This is a genomic window from Kribbella sp. NPDC104218 (assembly GCF_055584105.1).
Genome location: NZ_JBVJMQ010000005.1, coordinates 64,501 through 80,922 on the forward strand (window position 1 = coordinate 64,501; position 16,422 = coordinate 80,922).

Annotated in this window: 17 protein-coding genes; 6 read left to right on the top strand and 11 right to left on the bottom strand. The window is 68.2% G+C overall.

What is annotated here, in order from left to right; translation table 11 throughout:
- Window positions 1-7: 7 nt before the first annotated feature.
- A complete protein-coding gene (locus tag ACZ6ZD_RS33710; RefSeq protein ID WP_465678290.1) occupies window positions 8-541 on the bottom strand; it encodes a helix-turn-helix domain-containing protein in 534 nt (177 codons plus the stop codon).
- A gap of 76 nt (window positions 542-617) precedes the next feature.
- Between ACZ6ZD_RS33710 and ACZ6ZD_RS33715 the strand changes: the two genes are divergently transcribed.
- Window positions 618-2,219 carry a serine hydrolase domain-containing protein gene (locus ACZ6ZD_RS33715; RefSeq protein WP_465678292.1) on the top strand — a complete coding sequence of 534 codons (1,602 nt, stop codon included), beginning with the start codon at window positions 618-620 and terminating at the stop codon, window positions 2,217-2,219.
- Here the strand turns inward: ACZ6ZD_RS33715 and ACZ6ZD_RS33720 are convergent.
- Genes ACZ6ZD_RS33720 through ACZ6ZD_RS33730 form a run of 3 tightly spaced genes read right to left on the bottom strand, consistent with a single transcriptional unit; the run spans window position 2,182 to window position 4,302 of the window.
- Window positions 2,182-2,772 (bottom strand): maleylpyruvate isomerase family mycothiol-dependent enzyme, encoded by a 591-nt coding sequence (locus ACZ6ZD_RS33720; RefSeq protein WP_465678293.1) that lies wholly within the window; start codon window positions 2,770-2,772, stop codon window positions 2,182-2,184. The genes ACZ6ZD_RS33715 and ACZ6ZD_RS33720 overlap by 38 nt on opposite strands.
- A 19-nt stretch (window positions 2,773-2,791) precedes the next feature.
- Window positions 2,792-3,967 carry an RNA polymerase sigma factor gene (locus ACZ6ZD_RS33725; RefSeq protein ID WP_465678295.1) on the bottom strand — a complete coding sequence of 392 codons (1,176 nt, stop codon included), beginning with the start codon at window positions 3,965-3,967 and terminating at the stop codon, window positions 2,792-2,794.
- Complete coding sequence (locus ACZ6ZD_RS33730; RefSeq protein WP_465678297.1) at window positions 3,964-4,302, bottom strand: YciI family protein; 339 nt, start codon at window positions 4,300-4,302, stop codon at window positions 3,964-3,966. Before ACZ6ZD_RS33730 ends, ACZ6ZD_RS33725 begins: the two co-directional genes overlap by 4 nt.
- A gap of 83 nt (window positions 4,303-4,385) precedes the next feature.
- On the opposite strand from ACZ6ZD_RS33730, the gene zwf reads away from it, so the two are divergent.
- Window positions 4,386-5,882 carry a glucose-6-phosphate dehydrogenase gene (gene zwf / locus ACZ6ZD_RS33735; RefSeq protein WP_465678299.1) on the top strand — a complete coding sequence of 499 codons (1,497 nt, stop codon included), beginning with the start codon at window positions 4,386-4,388 and terminating at the stop codon, window positions 5,880-5,882.
- Here zwf and ACZ6ZD_RS33740 read toward each other — a convergent pair.
- Genes ACZ6ZD_RS33740 through ACZ6ZD_RS33755 form a run of 4 tightly spaced genes read right to left on the bottom strand, consistent with a single transcriptional unit; the run spans window position 5,879 to window position 9,749 of the window.
- The gene (locus tag ACZ6ZD_RS33740) at window positions 5,879-6,622 is read right to left on the bottom strand and encodes an MBL fold metallo-hydrolase (protein ID WP_465678301.1); all 744 of its coding nucleotides are present in this window, start codon (window positions 6,620-6,622) and stop codon (window positions 5,879-5,881) included. The genes zwf and ACZ6ZD_RS33740 overlap by 4 nt on opposite strands.
- Before the next feature lie 9 nt (window positions 6,623-6,631).
- The gene (locus ACZ6ZD_RS33745) at window positions 6,632-7,804 is read right to left on the bottom strand and encodes a class I SAM-dependent methyltransferase (protein WP_465678303.1); all 1,173 of its coding nucleotides are present in this window, start codon (window positions 7,802-7,804) and stop codon (window positions 6,632-6,634) included.
- Entirely contained in the window at window positions 7,801-8,505 is a 705-nt protein-coding gene (locus ACZ6ZD_RS33750; protein WP_465678305.1) for a DUF1365 domain-containing protein, read from the bottom strand. The genes ACZ6ZD_RS33745 and ACZ6ZD_RS33750 overlap by 4 nt, the downstream gene beginning before the upstream one ends.
- Window positions 8,502-9,749 carry an NAD(P)/FAD-dependent oxidoreductase gene (locus ACZ6ZD_RS33755; RefSeq protein ID WP_465678306.1) on the bottom strand — a complete coding sequence of 416 codons (1,248 nt, stop codon included), beginning with the start codon at window positions 9,747-9,749 and terminating at the stop codon, window positions 8,502-8,504. Before ACZ6ZD_RS33755 ends, ACZ6ZD_RS33750 begins: the two co-directional genes overlap by 4 nt.
- Before the next feature lie 95 nt (window positions 9,750-9,844).
- On the opposite strand from ACZ6ZD_RS33755, the gene ACZ6ZD_RS33760 reads away from it, so the two are divergent.
- From ACZ6ZD_RS33760 to ACZ6ZD_RS33775, 4 genes are read left to right on the top strand one after another with little or no spacing between them, the layout of a single operon-like run.
- Window positions 9,845-10,726 (top strand): MerR family transcriptional regulator, encoded by an 882-nt coding sequence (locus ACZ6ZD_RS33760; protein WP_465678308.1) that lies wholly within the window; start codon window positions 9,845-9,847, stop codon window positions 10,724-10,726.
- Window positions 10,723-12,186 carry an SDR family oxidoreductase gene (locus ACZ6ZD_RS33765; RefSeq protein WP_465678310.1) on the top strand — a complete coding sequence of 488 codons (1,464 nt, stop codon included), beginning with the start codon at window positions 10,723-10,725 and terminating at the stop codon, window positions 12,184-12,186. The genes ACZ6ZD_RS33760 and ACZ6ZD_RS33765 overlap by 4 nt, the downstream gene beginning before the upstream one ends.
- A complete protein-coding gene (locus tag ACZ6ZD_RS33770) occupies window positions 12,183-12,620 on the top strand; it encodes an SRPBCC family protein (RefSeq protein WP_465678311.1) in 438 nt (145 codons plus the stop codon). The genes ACZ6ZD_RS33765 and ACZ6ZD_RS33770 overlap by 4 nt, the downstream gene beginning before the upstream one ends.
- Window positions 12,617-13,531, top strand: coding sequence for an SDR family NAD(P)-dependent oxidoreductase (locus tag ACZ6ZD_RS33775; RefSeq protein ID WP_465678313.1), 915 nt, complete (start codon window positions 12,617-12,619; stop codon window positions 13,529-13,531). The genes ACZ6ZD_RS33770 and ACZ6ZD_RS33775 overlap by 4 nt, the downstream gene beginning before the upstream one ends.
- Here ACZ6ZD_RS33775 and ACZ6ZD_RS33780 read toward each other — a convergent pair.
- From ACZ6ZD_RS33780 to ACZ6ZD_RS33790, 3 genes are all read right to left on the bottom strand, one after another.
- Complete coding sequence (locus ACZ6ZD_RS33780) at window positions 13,520-14,833, bottom strand: serine hydrolase domain-containing protein (protein WP_465678315.1); 1,314 nt, start codon at window positions 14,831-14,833, stop codon at window positions 13,520-13,522. The genes ACZ6ZD_RS33775 and ACZ6ZD_RS33780 overlap by 12 nt on opposite strands.
- A 106-nt stretch (window positions 14,834-14,939) precedes the next feature.
- Window positions 14,940-15,584, bottom strand: a complete 645-nt coding sequence (locus ACZ6ZD_RS33785) for a response regulator transcription factor (protein WP_465678316.1) — start codon at window positions 15,582-15,584, stop codon at window positions 14,940-14,942.
- Window positions 15,575-16,177 carry a sensor histidine kinase gene (locus ACZ6ZD_RS33790; protein WP_465678317.1) on the bottom strand — a complete coding sequence of 201 codons (603 nt, stop codon included), beginning with the start codon at window positions 16,175-16,177 and terminating at the stop codon, window positions 15,575-15,577. Before ACZ6ZD_RS33790 ends, ACZ6ZD_RS33785 begins: the two co-directional genes overlap by 10 nt.
- Window positions 16,178-16,422: the final 245 nt, after the last annotated feature.

Sequence of the window (16,422 nt, forward strand, 5' to 3'; positions counted from 1 at the left end):
TAATGACCTATGTATCGGGAAGTGAGAACAGTGACCAGGTGACGCGCTGCTTGTCGGGCCGCTCGTCGAGATAGGGATGGAAGGCGGCCATGATCCGGCTCCGCAACTCGGCGAGATCGTCGTCGTCGACGTACAGGGCGAGCTGGCTGTAGCCGAGCTGATGGATGTGGTCCGCGAGGTCGCCGCGGGCGAGCATTCGGTCGAAGTCGGCCGCCAAGGCGGTCAGCAGCAGCAGGAAGGCCTGGCGATGCTGGTCCGGGCTCATCGCGCGTGCCTCGGCCTCGCTCAGCCGGCCGCCGGTGGTCTGGTCCAGCGTGAGGGTGCGCTCGGTCGTGCCGCGGACCTTCCGCTCGCGGACGACCGTCAGGACGCCGCCCTCGATCAGCGCGGCCACGTGCCGGTAGAGCGTCGTGACCGGGATGTCCGGCAGGTCGGCCTTGAGGTCGGTGGTGGTCACCTCCCGGCCGAGCACCCGCTGCGTGATCCGCCAGCGCACCGGGTGCAGCAGCAGGTCGGCCAGCGGAGTTGAGGGTTCGGTCATGGTCTACCCCTATTGTTTCCAACTCTGGAAATAATATCTTTGGTGGCATCAAAGCCTACTGATTCAGGAGACTGCCGTGTCACCTCACTCGCAGCCCGATAGTCCGGCTCGATCCACCGGCCCGTCCCGACGGACCGTACTCGCCGCGGCGGCCGCGGCGGTGCCCGCCGCCGCGCTGACCGCGTCCAGCGCTACCGCGGCGCCTGCCGTGCTGCCCACCGGCACCGCTCGGACGGCGGGGTCGCGCGAGCCGGCCGCGATCGGCCGGCTGTTCGACAAGGTCGAGGCGGCCATGGCGGCGTCCGCGATCCCTGGTGTCGGCCTCGGCGTCTGGTACCGCGGTCGGGAGTACGTCCGCGGATTCGGCGTGACGAACGTCGACAACCCGTCGCCGGTGACCGCGGATACCGCCTTCCGGGTCGGCTCGACGTCCAAGACCTTCACGGCGACGGCCCTCATGCGACTGGTCGAGCGCGGCAAGGTCAATCTCGACCACCCGGTCCGCAGGTACCTGCCAGACTTCCGGACCGCCGACCCGTCCGTTGGCGGGCGGGTGACCGTCCGGCAGCTGCTGAACCACTCCGCCGGCTGGCTGGGCGACGACTTCACCGACAAGGGCGCGGGCGACGACGCACTGGCCCAGTACGTCGCCAGCCTCGCTGACCTGCCGCAGGTGACGCCGCTCGGCAAGGTCTTCTCCTACAACAACGCAGCGATCGGAGTGGCCGGTCGGATCATCGAGGTCGTCACCGGGAAGACCTACGAGGCGGCCGCGCGTGAGCTCGTCATCGACCCGCTCGGACTGAACCACAGCCGCTTCTTCTACAGCGAGCTCGCCGGACAGAGCGTGGCCACCGGACACGACTTCATCGACGGCAAGACGGTGGCGGTCCCGGCGTACGACCAGATGCCGCGCACGCTGCACTCGTTCGGCGGTCTGATCTCCAGTGCGCGCGACCAGCTGCGCTACGCCCGCTACCACCTCGGTCACCGCGCTCTGCCGCAGTTGCTCCGGGACAGGTCGCGGCTGGCGATGCAGTCCAACCCTGGTCCGGGCGGCACGCTGTTCGTCGAGCTGAACGGCGCAGGTATCGGCTGGATGCTCCGCCCGACGGCGGAAGGCCCGATCGTGGTGCAGCACGGAGGCGACTGGACCGGGCACCACTCCGGCTTCCTGCTCGTGCCGAAGCGCGACTTCGCCATCACCGTGCTGACGAACTCCGAGAGCGGCCCCGACCTGGTGAGCCAGCTGTGCGTCGACGACTGGGCGTTGCGCGAGTTCGCGGGCGTCAGCAACCAGCGGGCCGTTGTGCGAGACCTGGCGCCACACCGGCTTGCGCAGTACGAGGGGACGTACGTCAGCGGCAGCATCGGCGTCAACGGACAGTATGAGGAGTTCGGCTTCGACCTGGTCGCCGACAAGGGACAGCTCGCCGGAAAGTTCGAAGGCGAGGTAGCGCTGAAGCTGGGCTTCTACCGGCACGACTACGTCAAGCAGTTCCTGCCGGACGGTACTGACCTGGTCGGCCGTGCCAACTTCGTCCGTGGCTCCAACGGTCAGGTGGAGTTCCTGCGCTTCGGCGGCCGCTTGTTCCGCCGGGAGACCTCAGCGCGGCGTACCAGCGGCGTACGTCGGGACCTCACGAAGATGCCGCAGCTGACGAGACCCGTCCGCTGATCAGCAGTACCAAGTCCTGAGCGGTGCCGGTGACCAGTTCACCGGCACCGTAGGACCAGTCCAGATCCGAGGCGCGCAGCGAGGTGTTGGTCAGGTCGACGCCGAAGTACTTCGCCTGCCGAGACCGCAGTCCATCGAGGATCGGTCGCAGCCGGTCGAGTGGCACCTGCCGATCGATGCCCAGCGCAACGGTGATATCGAGCCCGTGGATCACGTCATGTGCCAGTGCGTCCTCGTAGCGCCCGCCCGGCGGCTTCCAGACGTTGCCGAGGTTGGTGCGCAAACAGCTGAGCAACTCGGCCGTACTCAACGCAGCTGCGTCAGCCCGCGCCGCACGGTCGGCAAACCGGTTGAAGCTACCCCCGGCCTTCGCCATCCCGAGAAGCACGCGGGGCCCCGAGTAGCGGTAGGCCATGGTGATGTGGGCTACTACTTCGCGCACGCGCCAGCCGGCGCACAGGCTCGGTTTGTCCCAGTCCTCGGCAGGCAGTGCGGTCAGCAGGTTGAGCAGGTCAGCCCGCTCGGCCGCGATGGTCCCTTGAATATCCGTCATACCCCACCGACGGACGAGGTCAGCTCGGAACGGACACCTCTGCGAATCTTTTCGCCAGGTACTTCCGGTCGCTGTCGGTCGGGGCCAGCTGGAGGGCTTCCTGATAGGCCACAGCGGCTTCGGGGTAGCGGTTCAAGCGGCGGAGCAGGTCGGCGCGGACGGCGGGGAACAGGTAGTAGTCGGTGCTGAGGCGGTTGAGGAGCTGGAGGGCCACTGCGGGGCCGTCGGCCATTCCGATGGCGACTATCCGGTTCAGGGCGACTACTGGGGTTTGGGGGAGTTGAGAGTAGAGGGCGGCGATCTGCGGCCAGTCTGTGTCCGCTGCGGTCCGGGCGGTCGCATGACAGGCGGCGATGGCTGCCTGGACCTGATAGGGGCCAGGACGACGTTGCTGCAACGTTCGGTCGAGTAGCTGCTCGGCTTCGGCGATCAGTACGGCGTCCCAGCGGGTGCGGTCTTGTTCGTCGAGGGGGACGAGCGTGCCGTCGGCGGAGAGGCGCGTGTCGCGGCGGGCGTCGTGGAAAAGCATCAGCGCGAGCAGCCCGGCCGCTTCTGGCTCGGCCGGCATCAGCTGGACCAGTAGGCGGGTTAGGCGGATCGCCTCTGCAGACAGGTTGCTCCGGAGCACGTCGGAGTACCCCTCGTTGAAGAGCAGGTACAACACCGCGAGTACGGCAGGTGTGCGTTCTGGCAGCAGGTGTGCGGGCGGAACGCGGTACGGGATCCCGGCATGCCGGATCTTCTGCTTGGCTCGAGTCAGCCGCTTCGACATGGTCGTTTCACCGACCAGGAACGCCTTCGCGATCTCCGCGGTACTCAGACCGGCCAGCGTCCGCAACGTCAGCGCGACGCGGGCCTCCATCGCCAGCGCCGGATGGCAGCAGGTGAAGATCAGCCGCAGCCGATCGTCCTGGACGTCGTACGCGGGCTCCGGCTCCGGCGTCCGTGCGGCGGCCTCTTGAAGCTTCGCAGCACCGACCGCCTCCCGGCGGAGCCAGTCGATGGCCCGGTTCCGCGCCACTGTCGTCAGCCAGGCACCAGGCCGATCCGGTACGCCGTCGCGCGGCCACCGCTCAAGAGCGGCAGCACACGCCTCTTGGGCGCACTCCTCAGCCAGCTCCCAGTCCCCGGTCACCCGGATCAGAGTGGCGACCACCTGGCCCCACTCCGTCCGGAAGACCTCGGCGTACGTCACACCACTCCCGGCGGCAGCTCCAGGATGGGCCGGATCTCGATCGTGCCGTACCCGGACGCGGGATGCTTCGCGGCGATCTCGATGGCCTCGTCCAGGTCCGCGCAGTCGATCAGCACGAAGCCGCCGACTTGCTCCTTCGTCTCCGCGTACGGGCCGTCCGTGAGCAGCAGCTCGTCGTCCCGGACCCGGACGGTGGTCGCCTCATTCGGCGGGTGCAGCCCAGCGCCGCCCTCGATGACGCCGCGAGCCGTCATCTCCTCCGACCAGCCGTCGCAGCCGTCATATGCGTGCGCTTCGGCGCTCTCGTCACCGGCGATCAGCAACAGGTACTTCACAGTCGTCCTCCGGGGTTGTTCTCGCCTTTACAGTTCACCGACGAACCACCTGATCGAAAACAGACACGACCTACACTGCCGTTATGCCTGACCGTACCCAGACCATCGCCTATCCGTCTCCCGGATCGCGGCCGTCGCGACGGGATCCGGAGCCGCTGGCGCCGCATGTAATCGTCCTGTTCGGCGCGACGGGCGACCTGGCCAAGCGCAAGCTGCTGCCCGGGCTGGCATACCTGCAGCAGTCCAAGTTCGCGCCGGACGTGCGGATCATCGGGTCCGCCACGGAGGATCTGACCGCCGACGAGTTCCGCGAGCGGGCCAAACAGGCCGTCGAGACCTACGGCACGCACCGGATGAGCGACGAGGAGTGGGCCCAGTTCGCGAGCCGGCTCGACTACGTTTCGGTGTCGGCGGGCGCGGAGGCGCTGGCGGCGACGGTGCACCGCGCGGAGGAGCTGCTCGGCGAGGGCGTCTGCCGGTTGCACTACCTGTCGGTGCCGCCGAAGGCCGCGCAGGCGGTGATCGCGATGCTGCGCGACGCCAAGCTGGTGGAGCGGGCGCGGGTGGTGATGGAGAAGCCGTTCGGCGACGACCTGGCCAGCGCGATCAAACTCAACGACTTCGTGCACGAGACCTTCGACGAGGCGCAGGTCTTCCGGATCGACCACTTCCTCGGCAAGGAGGCGGCGCTGAACATTCTCGCGTTCCGCTTCGCCAACGGCCTGTTCGAGCCGATCTGGAACCGCAACTTCATCGATCACGTGCAGATCGACATCCCCGAGGAGCTCGGCCTGGACCAGCGGGCCACCTTCTACGAGCCGACCGGCGCCTTCAAGGACATGGTCGTCACGCACCTGATGCAGGTGATGTCGTTCGTCGCGATGGAGCCGCCGACGGCGCTCGAGCCGCGGGCCATCTCCGAGGAGAAGAACAAGGTCTTCCGGTCGATGCTGCCGATTCAGCCGACGGACGTCGTCCGCGGTCAGTACGCCGGGTACCGCGGTGAGGAGGGCGTCGCGCCGGACTCCGACACCGAGACGTTCATCGCGCTGAAGGTCGAGATCGACAACTGGCGCTGGGCCGGCGTGCCGTTCTTCCTGCGCACCGGCAAGCGGATGGCGCAGGGGCAGCGGATCATCTCGATCGCGTTCAAGGAGGCGCCGCGGACGATGTTCGGCGTCGGCTCGGGCGTCGGCTCCGAAGGGCCGGACCACCTGACCTTCGACCTGGCCGACTCGTCGCGGGTGTCGCTGTCCTTCTACGGCAAGCGGCCCGGCCCGGGGATGCGGCTGGAGAAGCTGTCGATGCAGTTCTCCACCCAGGAGACGAAGAGCGCCGGCGACGTCCTGGAGGCCTACGAGCGCCTGATCCTGGATGCGATGCGCGGCGACCACACGCTGTTCACGACAGCCGAGGGCATCGAGTCGCTCTGGGACCGCTCGGCCCTCCTGCTGGAGGACCCGCCGCCCGTGAAGCCCTACCAGCCCGGCACCTGGGGGCCGAACGCGATCCATCAGCTGATCGCGCCGCGGGCGTGGCGGCTGCCGTTCGAGCGCGAGTGGCGCGAGAAGAAGTCCTAGACGTGTACTGCGGCCACCGCGTCCCGCACGGGGCCGCGGTGGACGCCGCCGTGCCCCGGCAGGATGACGTCCGCGTCCAGCTCCGCTAGCGGCTGGACGGCGGCGACCAGGTCGGCCGGGTCGCCGTGCTGGAACAGGTACGGGATCAGCTGCGGGCCCTGTGCGGACACGATCTTGTGACCGGTGACCAGTGCGTCGCCGGTGATCACGACGCCGGCTGTAGGGACGTAGTACGCCGTGTGCCCGGCGGTGTGGCCGCGTGTCGGGACCGGCACCGGCTTACCGGGCAGGTCCAGCGCGCCGACGTTCGGGAACGCCTGGACGTGCGGCGCGGCGACGTCCTGCATGGCGCCGTTGCGGACGATGCCGACGGCCCAGGGCAGGACTCCGGGCCGCCACAGGTTGGCGATCAGTTTGGCCGGTGCGAGCTGGTCCAGGAACTCACGGTGCGCGTGGGCCACCTCTGCCTGATCGGCGTACGCCGGTGTCCCGTAGCGCTCGTGGAACGGGTTCACCGACCCCATGTGGTCGACGTGCGCGTGTGTCAGCAGAATGGCGCGCACGTCTTCGGGACGGCGTCCGATCGCGCGGATCGACTCCTCGACCGCGGTCACGTCACCTGGGTAGCCGCCGTCGATCAGAGTGAGGTCTTCGCCCTCACGGATCAGCACCCAGTTGACTGCAGACCCCTGGACGAAGAAGACCCCGTCCGCCACCTCGACCAGCTCGCTGTAGTTCACGGCTACATCTTACGAACGGCGTCGCAAACTGAGCTGGGCGACGTCGAGATAGCCAGAAGCGAAGCCGGCCTCGCAGTACGCCAGGTAGAACTCCCAGGTCCGTTGAAACGTCTCGTCGAAGCCCTCGGCGCGGACGACCGAGCTGTTGGCGTGAAAGCGGTGTCGCCAGCGGCGCAGCGTTTCGGCGTAGTCCAGGCCGAAACGGAAGTCGTCGTCCACTACGAGTGAGGTGTGCTCGGCCACGGTCTGGTCGATCGCAGTGCGCGAGGGGATCAGGCCGCCGGGGAAGATGTACTTCTGGATCCAGCCGTAGGAGTTGCGGGTCGCCTGGAGCCGGTCGTGATCCATCAGGATCGCTTGGATCGCAATGGTGCCTCCGGGCGCCAGAAGCCCTTCCAGGGCACGGAAGTAGGTCGGCCAGTACTCCTCACCGACAGCCTCGATCATCTCGACGCTGACGATCGCGTCGTAGGTACCGGTGACTGAGCGGTAGTCCTCGAGACGCAGGTCGATGCGGTCGGTCAGCCCGGCCTCTGCGGCGCGTTTGCGTGCCAAGTTGACCTGTTCGATTGCCAGGCCGATTCCGGTGACCAGTGCGCCCCGACGGGCCGCAGCGATCGCCAGTGTGCCCCAGCCGGCGCCGACCTCCAGTACGCGGCTGCCCGGCCCGACACCGGCCAGATCGAGGATGCGGTCGACCTTGCGCTGCTGAGCGGTCTCCAGGTCCGCATCGGCGTTTTCGAAGAGCGCTGAGCTGTAGGACATGCTCGGGTCCAGGAAGGCGGCGAAGAGCTCGTTGCTGAGGTCGTAGTGCGCGCTGATGTTGTCGCGGGAGCCTGCTGGTGTGTTACGCGTCCGCCGGGGGAGACGCCGGTCCACCACGCGCCGGAAGCGCGTCAGCTGCGGCGGAATGAGCTCGGTGAGCCGGGCGGCGAACGGCGTCATCAGCTCGCCGAGATCGGTGCCGTCGGCCACAGTCCAGTCGCCGGCCATGTAGCCCTCGCCGAGGCCGATCTTCGGGCTTTTCGCCAGCCGCTCGAACATGGCCTGCGGGCGGACGATCCGGAGCGCCGGCGAGTCAGCCGCGCCGGCACCGCGAACAGTGCCGTCCGGGTAGATCGCCCGGACCGGAACCTGATCGAGCATCCGGTCGACTACCAGCCGCGCGAGCCGGGCCCTCATCGGACAGCCTCTCGCGGGACCACCGGCAGGCCTCGCGCCCACAGCCAGACACCATGCAGCCGGATCAGCGCGGACACGCGTTGCGGCATCAGCGGCATCCGCAGCACGACACTGCGGACTGTGCGGGGCGTTGCCGGGGTGGGGACACCGTCGAAGCTCGCACCGAAAACAGTGCGGCCCTCACGCGACAGACTCACCTGTACTCGGACCCGCTCGGGGTCCAGCTCGAACTGGAGCCGGTAGCGACCGGATACGTCGTTGAACGGCGACACGTAGAACTCCTTGGCGGTTTCGGCAGCGCCGTCGCTGTCCGGGGTTAGCAGATAGGTGTGGCGGCCGCTGTAGGTGTTGTGGACCTCTGCGACGACATACGGGCTGTCGACGCACCAGAACACCGTCAGCGGATCGAAGACGTGACCTAATACCCGAGCGTTGGCGAGCATTAGGACACGTCCGTCGAACTCGATGCCCTGACTGCGCAGATAGCGCAGGAGGTCGGCCTTGATGGTCGGACCGGTGCCGCTGAGGTGATCACGGGCGTCGAACCGGCTGAACGGTCGCAGGTACCACGGCAGGCGGGGCAGGTCGTCGAGGTCGACCAGCCACTGGTAGACGCGGTACTTGAACCGGTGCCGGATCGGAATGGATCGGCCGTGGCCGACATGCCCAGTGACGATTGCCGGCAGGGTTGGCAGACTCACCATTCGACTCCGAAGGCGGACGCCGCAGCAACGCCGGACCGGCACCCGTCCTCGTGGAACCCCCAGCCGTGGTAGGCCCCGGCGAATGCCGTCCGGGTGCTGTTGAGGGCCGGCAGCCGGCGCTGTGCGGCGACGGCCTCCGGTGTGTAGACAGGGTGCGCGTAGTTCATCCGTGCGAGTACCTTCGCCGGGTCGACGGCCTCTGCGCCGTTCAGCGTGACCAGATACGTCTCATCGGTCTCGAGCGCCTGCAGACGATTCATCCAGTACGTCGTCAGCGGCGCACCGGGCCGGATGACGTAGTTCCAGGAGGCGCGGGCGTTCTTCGTTGCTGGGAGCAAAGAGTCGTCGGTGTGCAGCACTGTCTCGTTCTGGCTGTACTCGAATGCGCCCAGCACGTTCTTCTCGGCCGGTGTGGCATCGGTGAGCAGGTCGAGGGCCTGATCGGCATGCGTCGCGAACACCACGCGGTCGAACTCGACGATGTCGCCGTCCGCGACGGCCAGGCTCACACCATCAGGGTGACGCTGTACGGACCGGACCGGCGTGCCGCTGCGGATGGGGCCGAGTTTGGCGGCGACAGCGTCGACGTACCGGCGGGAGCCGCCGGTGACGGTCATCCACTGCGGTGAGCCGCCGATCGAGAGCATGCCGTGGTGGTCGAGGAAGCGGAACAGATAGCGGGCCGGGTACTCCAGTGCGGAGCGGCCGCCGCACGACCACACGCATGCCACGACCGGTACGGCGTACAGCCGGATGAAGCGCTGGCTGAACCGCTCGGCCGTCAGAAAGTCGCCGAGGGTGGTCAGGTCGTCGTCACCGGTACGGGCGATGTAGTCGGCGGCGCGGTGGTGAAAACGGCGCACCTCGGTCAGCAGGGCCACGAAACGGGCGTCCAGCAGACGCCGACGCTGTGCGAACAGGCCGGGCGCTCCACGCCCGCCGGCGAACTCCAGGCCGCTGGCGGGGTCGCTGATACTCATGCTCATTTCGGTCGGCTGAGCCTGGACACCGAGCTCGGCGAAGAGCCGGCGCAGCAGCGGGTACGTCCGGTCGTTGTGCACGATGAAGCCGGTGTCGATCGCCAGCGGGCGCCCGGCGGGGTCGGTGATGTCGTGGGTGTGCGCGTGGCCGCCGAGCCGCGGCTCGGTCTCGAACAGGGTGACGTCGTACTGCCGGGTGAGCAGGTACGCGGCAGTCAGGCCCGACACACCGGCGCCGATCACGGCTACGGATTCGGTCATGGGCGAGGGCCTCCAGCTGTCTAGGGTCTGTCTAGAGATTAGGCAGGTTCGACAGGCTCCGTCAAAGGTCTGTCTAAGGTCTGTATAGTGACGCTGTGGAGACTTCGGTACCCAACGGGCTCCGGATCGGTGCGCTGAGCAAACGCGCCGGGGTCAGTGAGCACGTGCTGCGGGCTTGGGAGACGCGGTACGGGCTGCTGTCGCCTGCCCGTTCGGCCGGTGGCTACCGGCTGTACTCCGAGGCGGACGTGCGGCGCGTGCAGCGGATGCGCGCCTTCCTCGCCGACGGAGTCTCCGCGGCTGAGGCCGCCCGCGCCGTCCTGGCGGAGTCGGCGCCGTCCCCGGCATTCATCCCGGTCGCGGGACCGTCGACTCGGCCGGTCGGTGTGGCTGCCCTCAGCGAGGCTCTGGAGCAGCTGGACGAGCCGGCCGCGCACATCGTGCTGGACCAGCTGTTCAGCACGCTGACCATTGAGGCCGTGATCCGTGACGTGCTGCTGCCCTATCTGCATGGGCTGGGAGAGCGTTGGGCTCGTGGCGAGGTCACCATCGGCCAGGAGCACTTCGCGAGCCAGATCATCCGTACTCGACTCGCAGCGATGGCGCCCGGGGCCAGCGGGGGTCGTAGCGGTCGTGCGCTGCTCGCCTGTCCGCCCGGAGAGCTGCACGACATTGCGCTGCTGTCCTTCGGTCTGGTGCTCCGGCGCGCCGGCTGGCGCGTGGTGTTCCTCGGCGCCGACTCGCCGATCTCCGAGATCGAAAGCACCGCAGCGATCCTGATGCCGGATCTGGTGATGCTGGCGGCGTCCGATGCGGCGCTTTTCGAGGCAGTCCGGCCAGAGCTTGTTCAGCTGGCCGCAGAACGGGCACTGGCACTCGCCGGGCCCGGCGCCTCTGTCGAGCTCGCTACCGCGGTCGGCGCCGAGTACGTCGACGTCGACCCGGTCACTGCCGCCCAACGCTGGAGTGAACGATGAGTCGCGTACTGGTCACCGGAGCCACCGGGTACATCGGTGGACGGCTGATACCGGAGCTGCTGGCTGCCGGGTACGACGTGCGCGTGCTGGCCAGACATCCCGATCGGCTCGCCGACCGGCCGTGGCGGTCGCGCATCGAGGTCGTCGAGGGCGACGCGGTGGACTCCGCCGTCCTCGTCAAAGCGCTCGATGGTGTGGACGTCGCCTACTACCTGATTCACGCGTTGGGCACTGGGCGTCGGTTCGAGGAGTTGGACCGGCGGACTGCGCTTGCGTTCGGTGTAGCCGCACGTGAGGCCGAGGTAGGCCGGATCGTGTACCTGGGTGGGCTGCACCCGGAGGGGCAGGAGCTGTCGCCACACCTCGGTTCTCGGCGCGAGGTGGGTGAGATTCTGCTGGCCAGTGGCGTTCCGACCACAGTGCTGCAGGCTGCGGTCATTCTGGGCTCTGGCTCGGCGTCGTTCGAGATGCTGCGCTATCTGACCGAGCGGCTGCCCGTGATGGTCACACCACGCTGGCTGGACACGCGGATCCAGCCGATCGCCGTTCGCGACGTACTGCGTTATCTGGTCGGTTCGGCGCAGATGCCGGCTGAGGTCAGCCGAGCGTTCGACATCGGCGGGCCTGACGTTCTGACGTACCGGGAGATGATGCAGCGGTACGCCGCGGTCGCCGGCCTGCAGCGACGGCGGATCGTCGCGTTGCCGCTGCTGACGCCACGGCTGTCGAGTCACTGGGTCGGGCTAGTCACTCCGGTGCCGAGTGGGATCGCAAAGCCACTGGTCGACAGTCTGGTGCACGAGGTCGTCTGCAAGGACGCAGACATCGATCAGTACGTCGAATCGGCTGAGATCGGTTTCGATCGCGCTGTGGAGCTGGCACTGAAGAAGATCCAGGACCTCGACGTCAGCACGTCCTGGGCGTCCGCCTCCACTCCCGGTGCGCCGAGCGACCCGCTTCCCGGCGACCCGGACTGGTCCGGCGGTTCTCTGTACGTCGACGAACGCGAAAGCGTTGTGGACACGACGCCGGAGCGCCTCTGGCAGATCATCGAGGGCATCGGCGGCCGACGCGGCTGGTACTCCTGGCGGCTCGGCTGGTGGACCCGCGGCGTCCTGGACCGGGTGGTCGGCGGCCCAGGTCTCCGCCGCGGCCGCCGTCACCCGGACTCCCTCTCGGTCGGTGACCCGCTGGACTGGTGGCGGGTCGAAACGCTTGAGCGCGGCCGCCTCCTCCGGTTGCGCGCCGAGATGCGGCTGCCGGGTGAGGCCTGGCTCGAGCTGTACTGCGGCACCGACGCCGAGGGGCGCACCGTGTTCCGCCAACGCGCCCTCTTCCATCCGCGCGGCCTGCCCGGGGAGCTGTACTGGGCCGCCATCCGCCCGTTCCACGACGTCGTCTTCGGCGGCATGCAGCGCAACCTCGCGCACGCGGCCGAAGCCCCGAAGGAGCAGTCATGATCGTCATCGAACGCGAAGTCACCGTCGCGGCCCCCGCCGAGCGCGTCTTCGACTACCTCGCCAACTTCGAGACCACCGAGGAGTGGGATCCCGGCACGGTCCGGACGCGACGCGTCTCCGGAGCCGGTGACGTCGGGACGACGTACCAGAACATCTCGCAGTTCTCGGGCCGGGAGACGCAACTGACGTACGTCGTCGAGGAGTTCGCTCGGCCGGAGCGGATCGTGTTGCGCGGCGAGAACAAGACAGTGGTCGCGCGCGACACCATGACGTTCGACGGCGCCGCCGGTACGACTCGGGTGACCTATCGGGCCGAGTTCCAGCTGAAAGGGCTCGCCCGGTTCGCGGAACCCTTTCTGCGCAAGGCGTTCGACCGCCTCGGTGAAGAGGCCGAGGAAGGGTTGCGCAACGCACTGGGGAAGCTGGCTGCATGATCGACACGTTGTTGGACCGCAGTGTCGTCCTGGGCTACTCGCGGCTCGGCTACGAGCTCCGCAGGCGCGGTTGGTCAGCGGCCGACCCCCGAAGGGATGCACTGGCCGGCAAGACGGCGGTCGTCACCGGTGCGCGCTCGGGCCTGGGTAAGGCGACGGCGGCCGGGCTGGCGCGGCTGGGAGCGACCGTCCACGTCGTCGTCCGCTCTGCTGACAAGGCGGTCGATGCGGTCGCGGACTTACGCAGTGAGGTGCCGGGCGGCGAGTTCGTCGTCGATGAGTGCGATGTGTCCGATCTGAACGCAGTAAGGGGTTATGTCGACAAGGTGACCGGCCGCGTCGACGTACTGGTCCACAACGCCGGTGTGATGCCCGCGCAGCGGGCCGAAAGCGCGCAAGGTCACGAGCTGACGTTGGCGACGCATGTGCTGGGCCCGCTGCTACTGACTGAGCTTCTCCGCCCACAGCTCACCAATGGGCGCGTCATTCTGGTTGCTTCGGGCGGGATGTACACGCAGCGGCTTCCGGTCGATCTCGAGTACCGCGATGCGCCGTACAAGGGTGCTGTTGCTTACGCTCGCTCGAAGCGGGTGCAGGTTGCCCTGACGGCACTGCTTGCTGCGCATCTGCCCGAGCTGACTGTTGCGACGATGCATCCTGGCTGGTCGGCCACTCCGGGCCTGACAGACTCGCTGCCGCTGTTCACCAAGGTCACAAAGCCGGTACTGCGTACTCCGGCTCAAGGCATCGACACCACGCTCTGGTTGGCCGCTACGCACCCAGCTCCGCCGTCCGGCCATTTCTGGCATGACCGAGACATTCGGCCGATGCACTACTTGAACCGGACTCGTGACACCGCGGCCGAGCGCCGCCAGGCTTGGGACTACTGCCGCGCCGCGCTATCGCTGTAGGAGTGCGCGGACCCGTGCTGCAGCGACCAGCAGGCCCGCGGCGGCTGTGAGGCCGGCTGCGGCCAGAAAGGTCGGCCAGATGTGGGAGAGCAGTAGAAACGTGACTCCGCGGCCGCCGGTGACCAGCTCGAGGATGCGGGGCAGGAAGGCGATGAAGGGCGTGGGTAGCAAGTAGGGCAGGGTTCGCAGCGCCGCCGTCCACCAGCTGCGTCGACGCTGCGCCCAGCGGCCGGCTCGGCGTACCGCTACTACTGCGCCGACGGCGAGCAAGGTGGCGCCGCCAAGGACGATCGCATCGGCCAGGAAGGCTATTGGTAGTGACGCACCCGGTGGGGGAGTTCCCTGGGTGAGAGCGATGAGGCCGGCCATGATCGCCTCTGCGTCGGCCTCCAGCGGCATGCGGCTGTTGGAGAGCAGGGCGATGCCGTAGCCGGTGCTGGGGAACAGGACCATCGTGGCGGTCGAGGTGAACGACGAACCGTTGTGGGCGACCTGCTCCGGTACCGGGTTGTCCCAGCCGAGCGCGTAGCGGCCGTCTGGCGCGCTGGGGCGGTGTGACTCGCGCAGTCCGGAGGGGGAGAGGACTGGGGACGTTGTTTTGCTGGTGTGTAGGGCGAGCCAGGCGGAGAGGTCTGCCGCGGTGGTGACGATGCCTGCGGAGCCGGCAACGAAACGGTGTGGCTCGGAGCGTGCTTGGGTGAAGCCGAGAAAGCGGTTGTGGCCGTCGACCAGACCTGGGACCGCGGCGCCCCAGTCGTTGACGGTCTGAGTCGCCGACATCCCTAGTGGGTGGAAGACCTGTTGCTGCAGGTAGGCCGCGAAGGGCTGCCCGCTCAGCACCTCGACCAGTCGCGCAGCGACCCAGTAGTTGGGGTTGTGATAGGCGTGCCGCTCGCCGGGTGCGCTGGCGAGTTTGACCTGGCGCAGGTCGGCGACTGCTTGCTGCAGCGACTCGGGTTGGCGGACTGCCGCTTCGGGGTAGCTCTCATCCGACATGCCGGAGCTGTGGTCGAGCAACTGCCGGATGGTGATCTGCGCGGCTCTGGCGTCCGCCATCGCGAACTCCGGGAGGCGTCGTACGACGGGGTCGTCGAGCCGCAGCTTGCCGGCCTCGGCCAGCTGCTGCACGGCCAGCGCGGTGAACGACTTGGACAGCGAGGCGATGCGCATCGGCGTCCGGTCGGTGACGGGTTCGTCGTTGGCTTGGTGGCCGTAGCCGCCGGTGTGGACGACGCGGCCGTCCTTGACCACTGCGACCGAGACGCCGGGGAGGCGGGTCGCGCCGAGGTTGCGCTCGACCACTGCGGCGATTGAGTCAGGCTCTGGTTGTGGGGCTGGCAGGCCGGTCCACAGAGTGGCGACAGCCGTGCAGACAGCCAGGAGCATGGTGTGCACCGGCGAAAGTCCTTTAAGCGTTGAGAAAACGGATGATGGCCAGAGCGCGGCGGTTGTAGCCGTCGGCGTCGTTGAGCCGGAGTTTGTCGAAGATTGCGTTGGCGTGTTTCTCGACCGCGCTGCGCGAGATGTAGAGCCGGCCGGCGATGGAGTCGTTGGTGTGGCCCTGGGCCATCAGCTCCAGCACGTCGTGCTCGCGGGTGGTGAGTCTGGCCAGCGCCTCGGTGTCGCGGGCTCGGTTGAGCAGTCGGCGGACCACCTCGGGGTCGAACGCCGTCCCGCCGGTCGCTACGCGCTGCAGGGCGGCCAGGAAGTCTTCGACCTCGACTACCCGGTCCTTCAGCAGGTAGCCGACGCCGCGGACCTCTCCGTCGAGCAGCTGGCCGGTGTACCGCTTGTCGACGTACTGCGAGAGGACGAGGACGCCGATGCCGGGGTGCGCCTGCCGGATCGTCAGGGCGGCTTGGAGGCCTTCGCTGGTGAACGTCGGGGGCATGCGGACGTCGGCGATCACTACGTCGGGGAGGTGCTCGGCACACGCGGCCACGAGCGCATCGCCGTCGCCGACTGCCGCCACGACCTCATGCCCGGCTTCGCGCAGCAGACTGATGAGGCCGGCCCGGAGCAGGGTGCTGTCTTCGGCGAGCACTATCCGCATGGCAGCTCCACTCGTACGGTCGTCGGCCCACCGGTCGGGCTGGTCAGCACGAACTGGCCGTCGTACGCCGCCACTCGGCGCGCCAGGCCGGACAAGCCGCCACTGCGGGTCCGGGCGCCGCCGATGCCGTTGTCGGTGACTTGCACGTGCAGGACGTCGTCCGCTCGGTGGACGGTGATGTCGACCTGGCTGGCCTGGCTGTGTTTGAGGGCGTTGGTGAGGGCTTCGCGGATGACGAAGTACGCGACGGTCTCTTGGGCCGCGGGTGGTTGTGCCGGGACGTCGTACGTGAGGGTGATCGGGACGCTGGAGCGTTCGGCCAGCTCCTCCAGAGCGGCGGACAGGCCGCCGTCGTCCAGTGCGACGGGGTGGATGCGCCAGGAGACCTCTCGGAGCTCAGCCAGCGCGCGCTGGGTCTCCTCCTGTGCCTGACGGACCAGCGTCGTCGCAGCCTCCGCGTCGAGTCGCTGCGCGCGGCCGAGCAACATCCCCAGCCCAACCAGCCGCTGCTGTACCCCGTCATGCAGGTCCCGCTCGATCCGCCGCCGCTCACTGGTCACCGCCTCCAGCACCTCGGACCGGCTCCGCGTCAACTGCTCAACCCGCAGCCGCCAAGCCTCCCGCTCCCCAGGCGTCAACCCCCAAACCCGCACCCACCGCCGCACCCCGACCAGCCCAACAACCCCCACCACAACCAAAAACCCCACCACCACCGCAAACCCGACCCAAGTCACCGGATCCCACCAACTCGCCCCCGCCTCCCCACCCCCCAGCGCCCGCACACTCAAAACCACCCACAACACCACCACCCCACCCCCCAACCCACCCAAAACCCCAA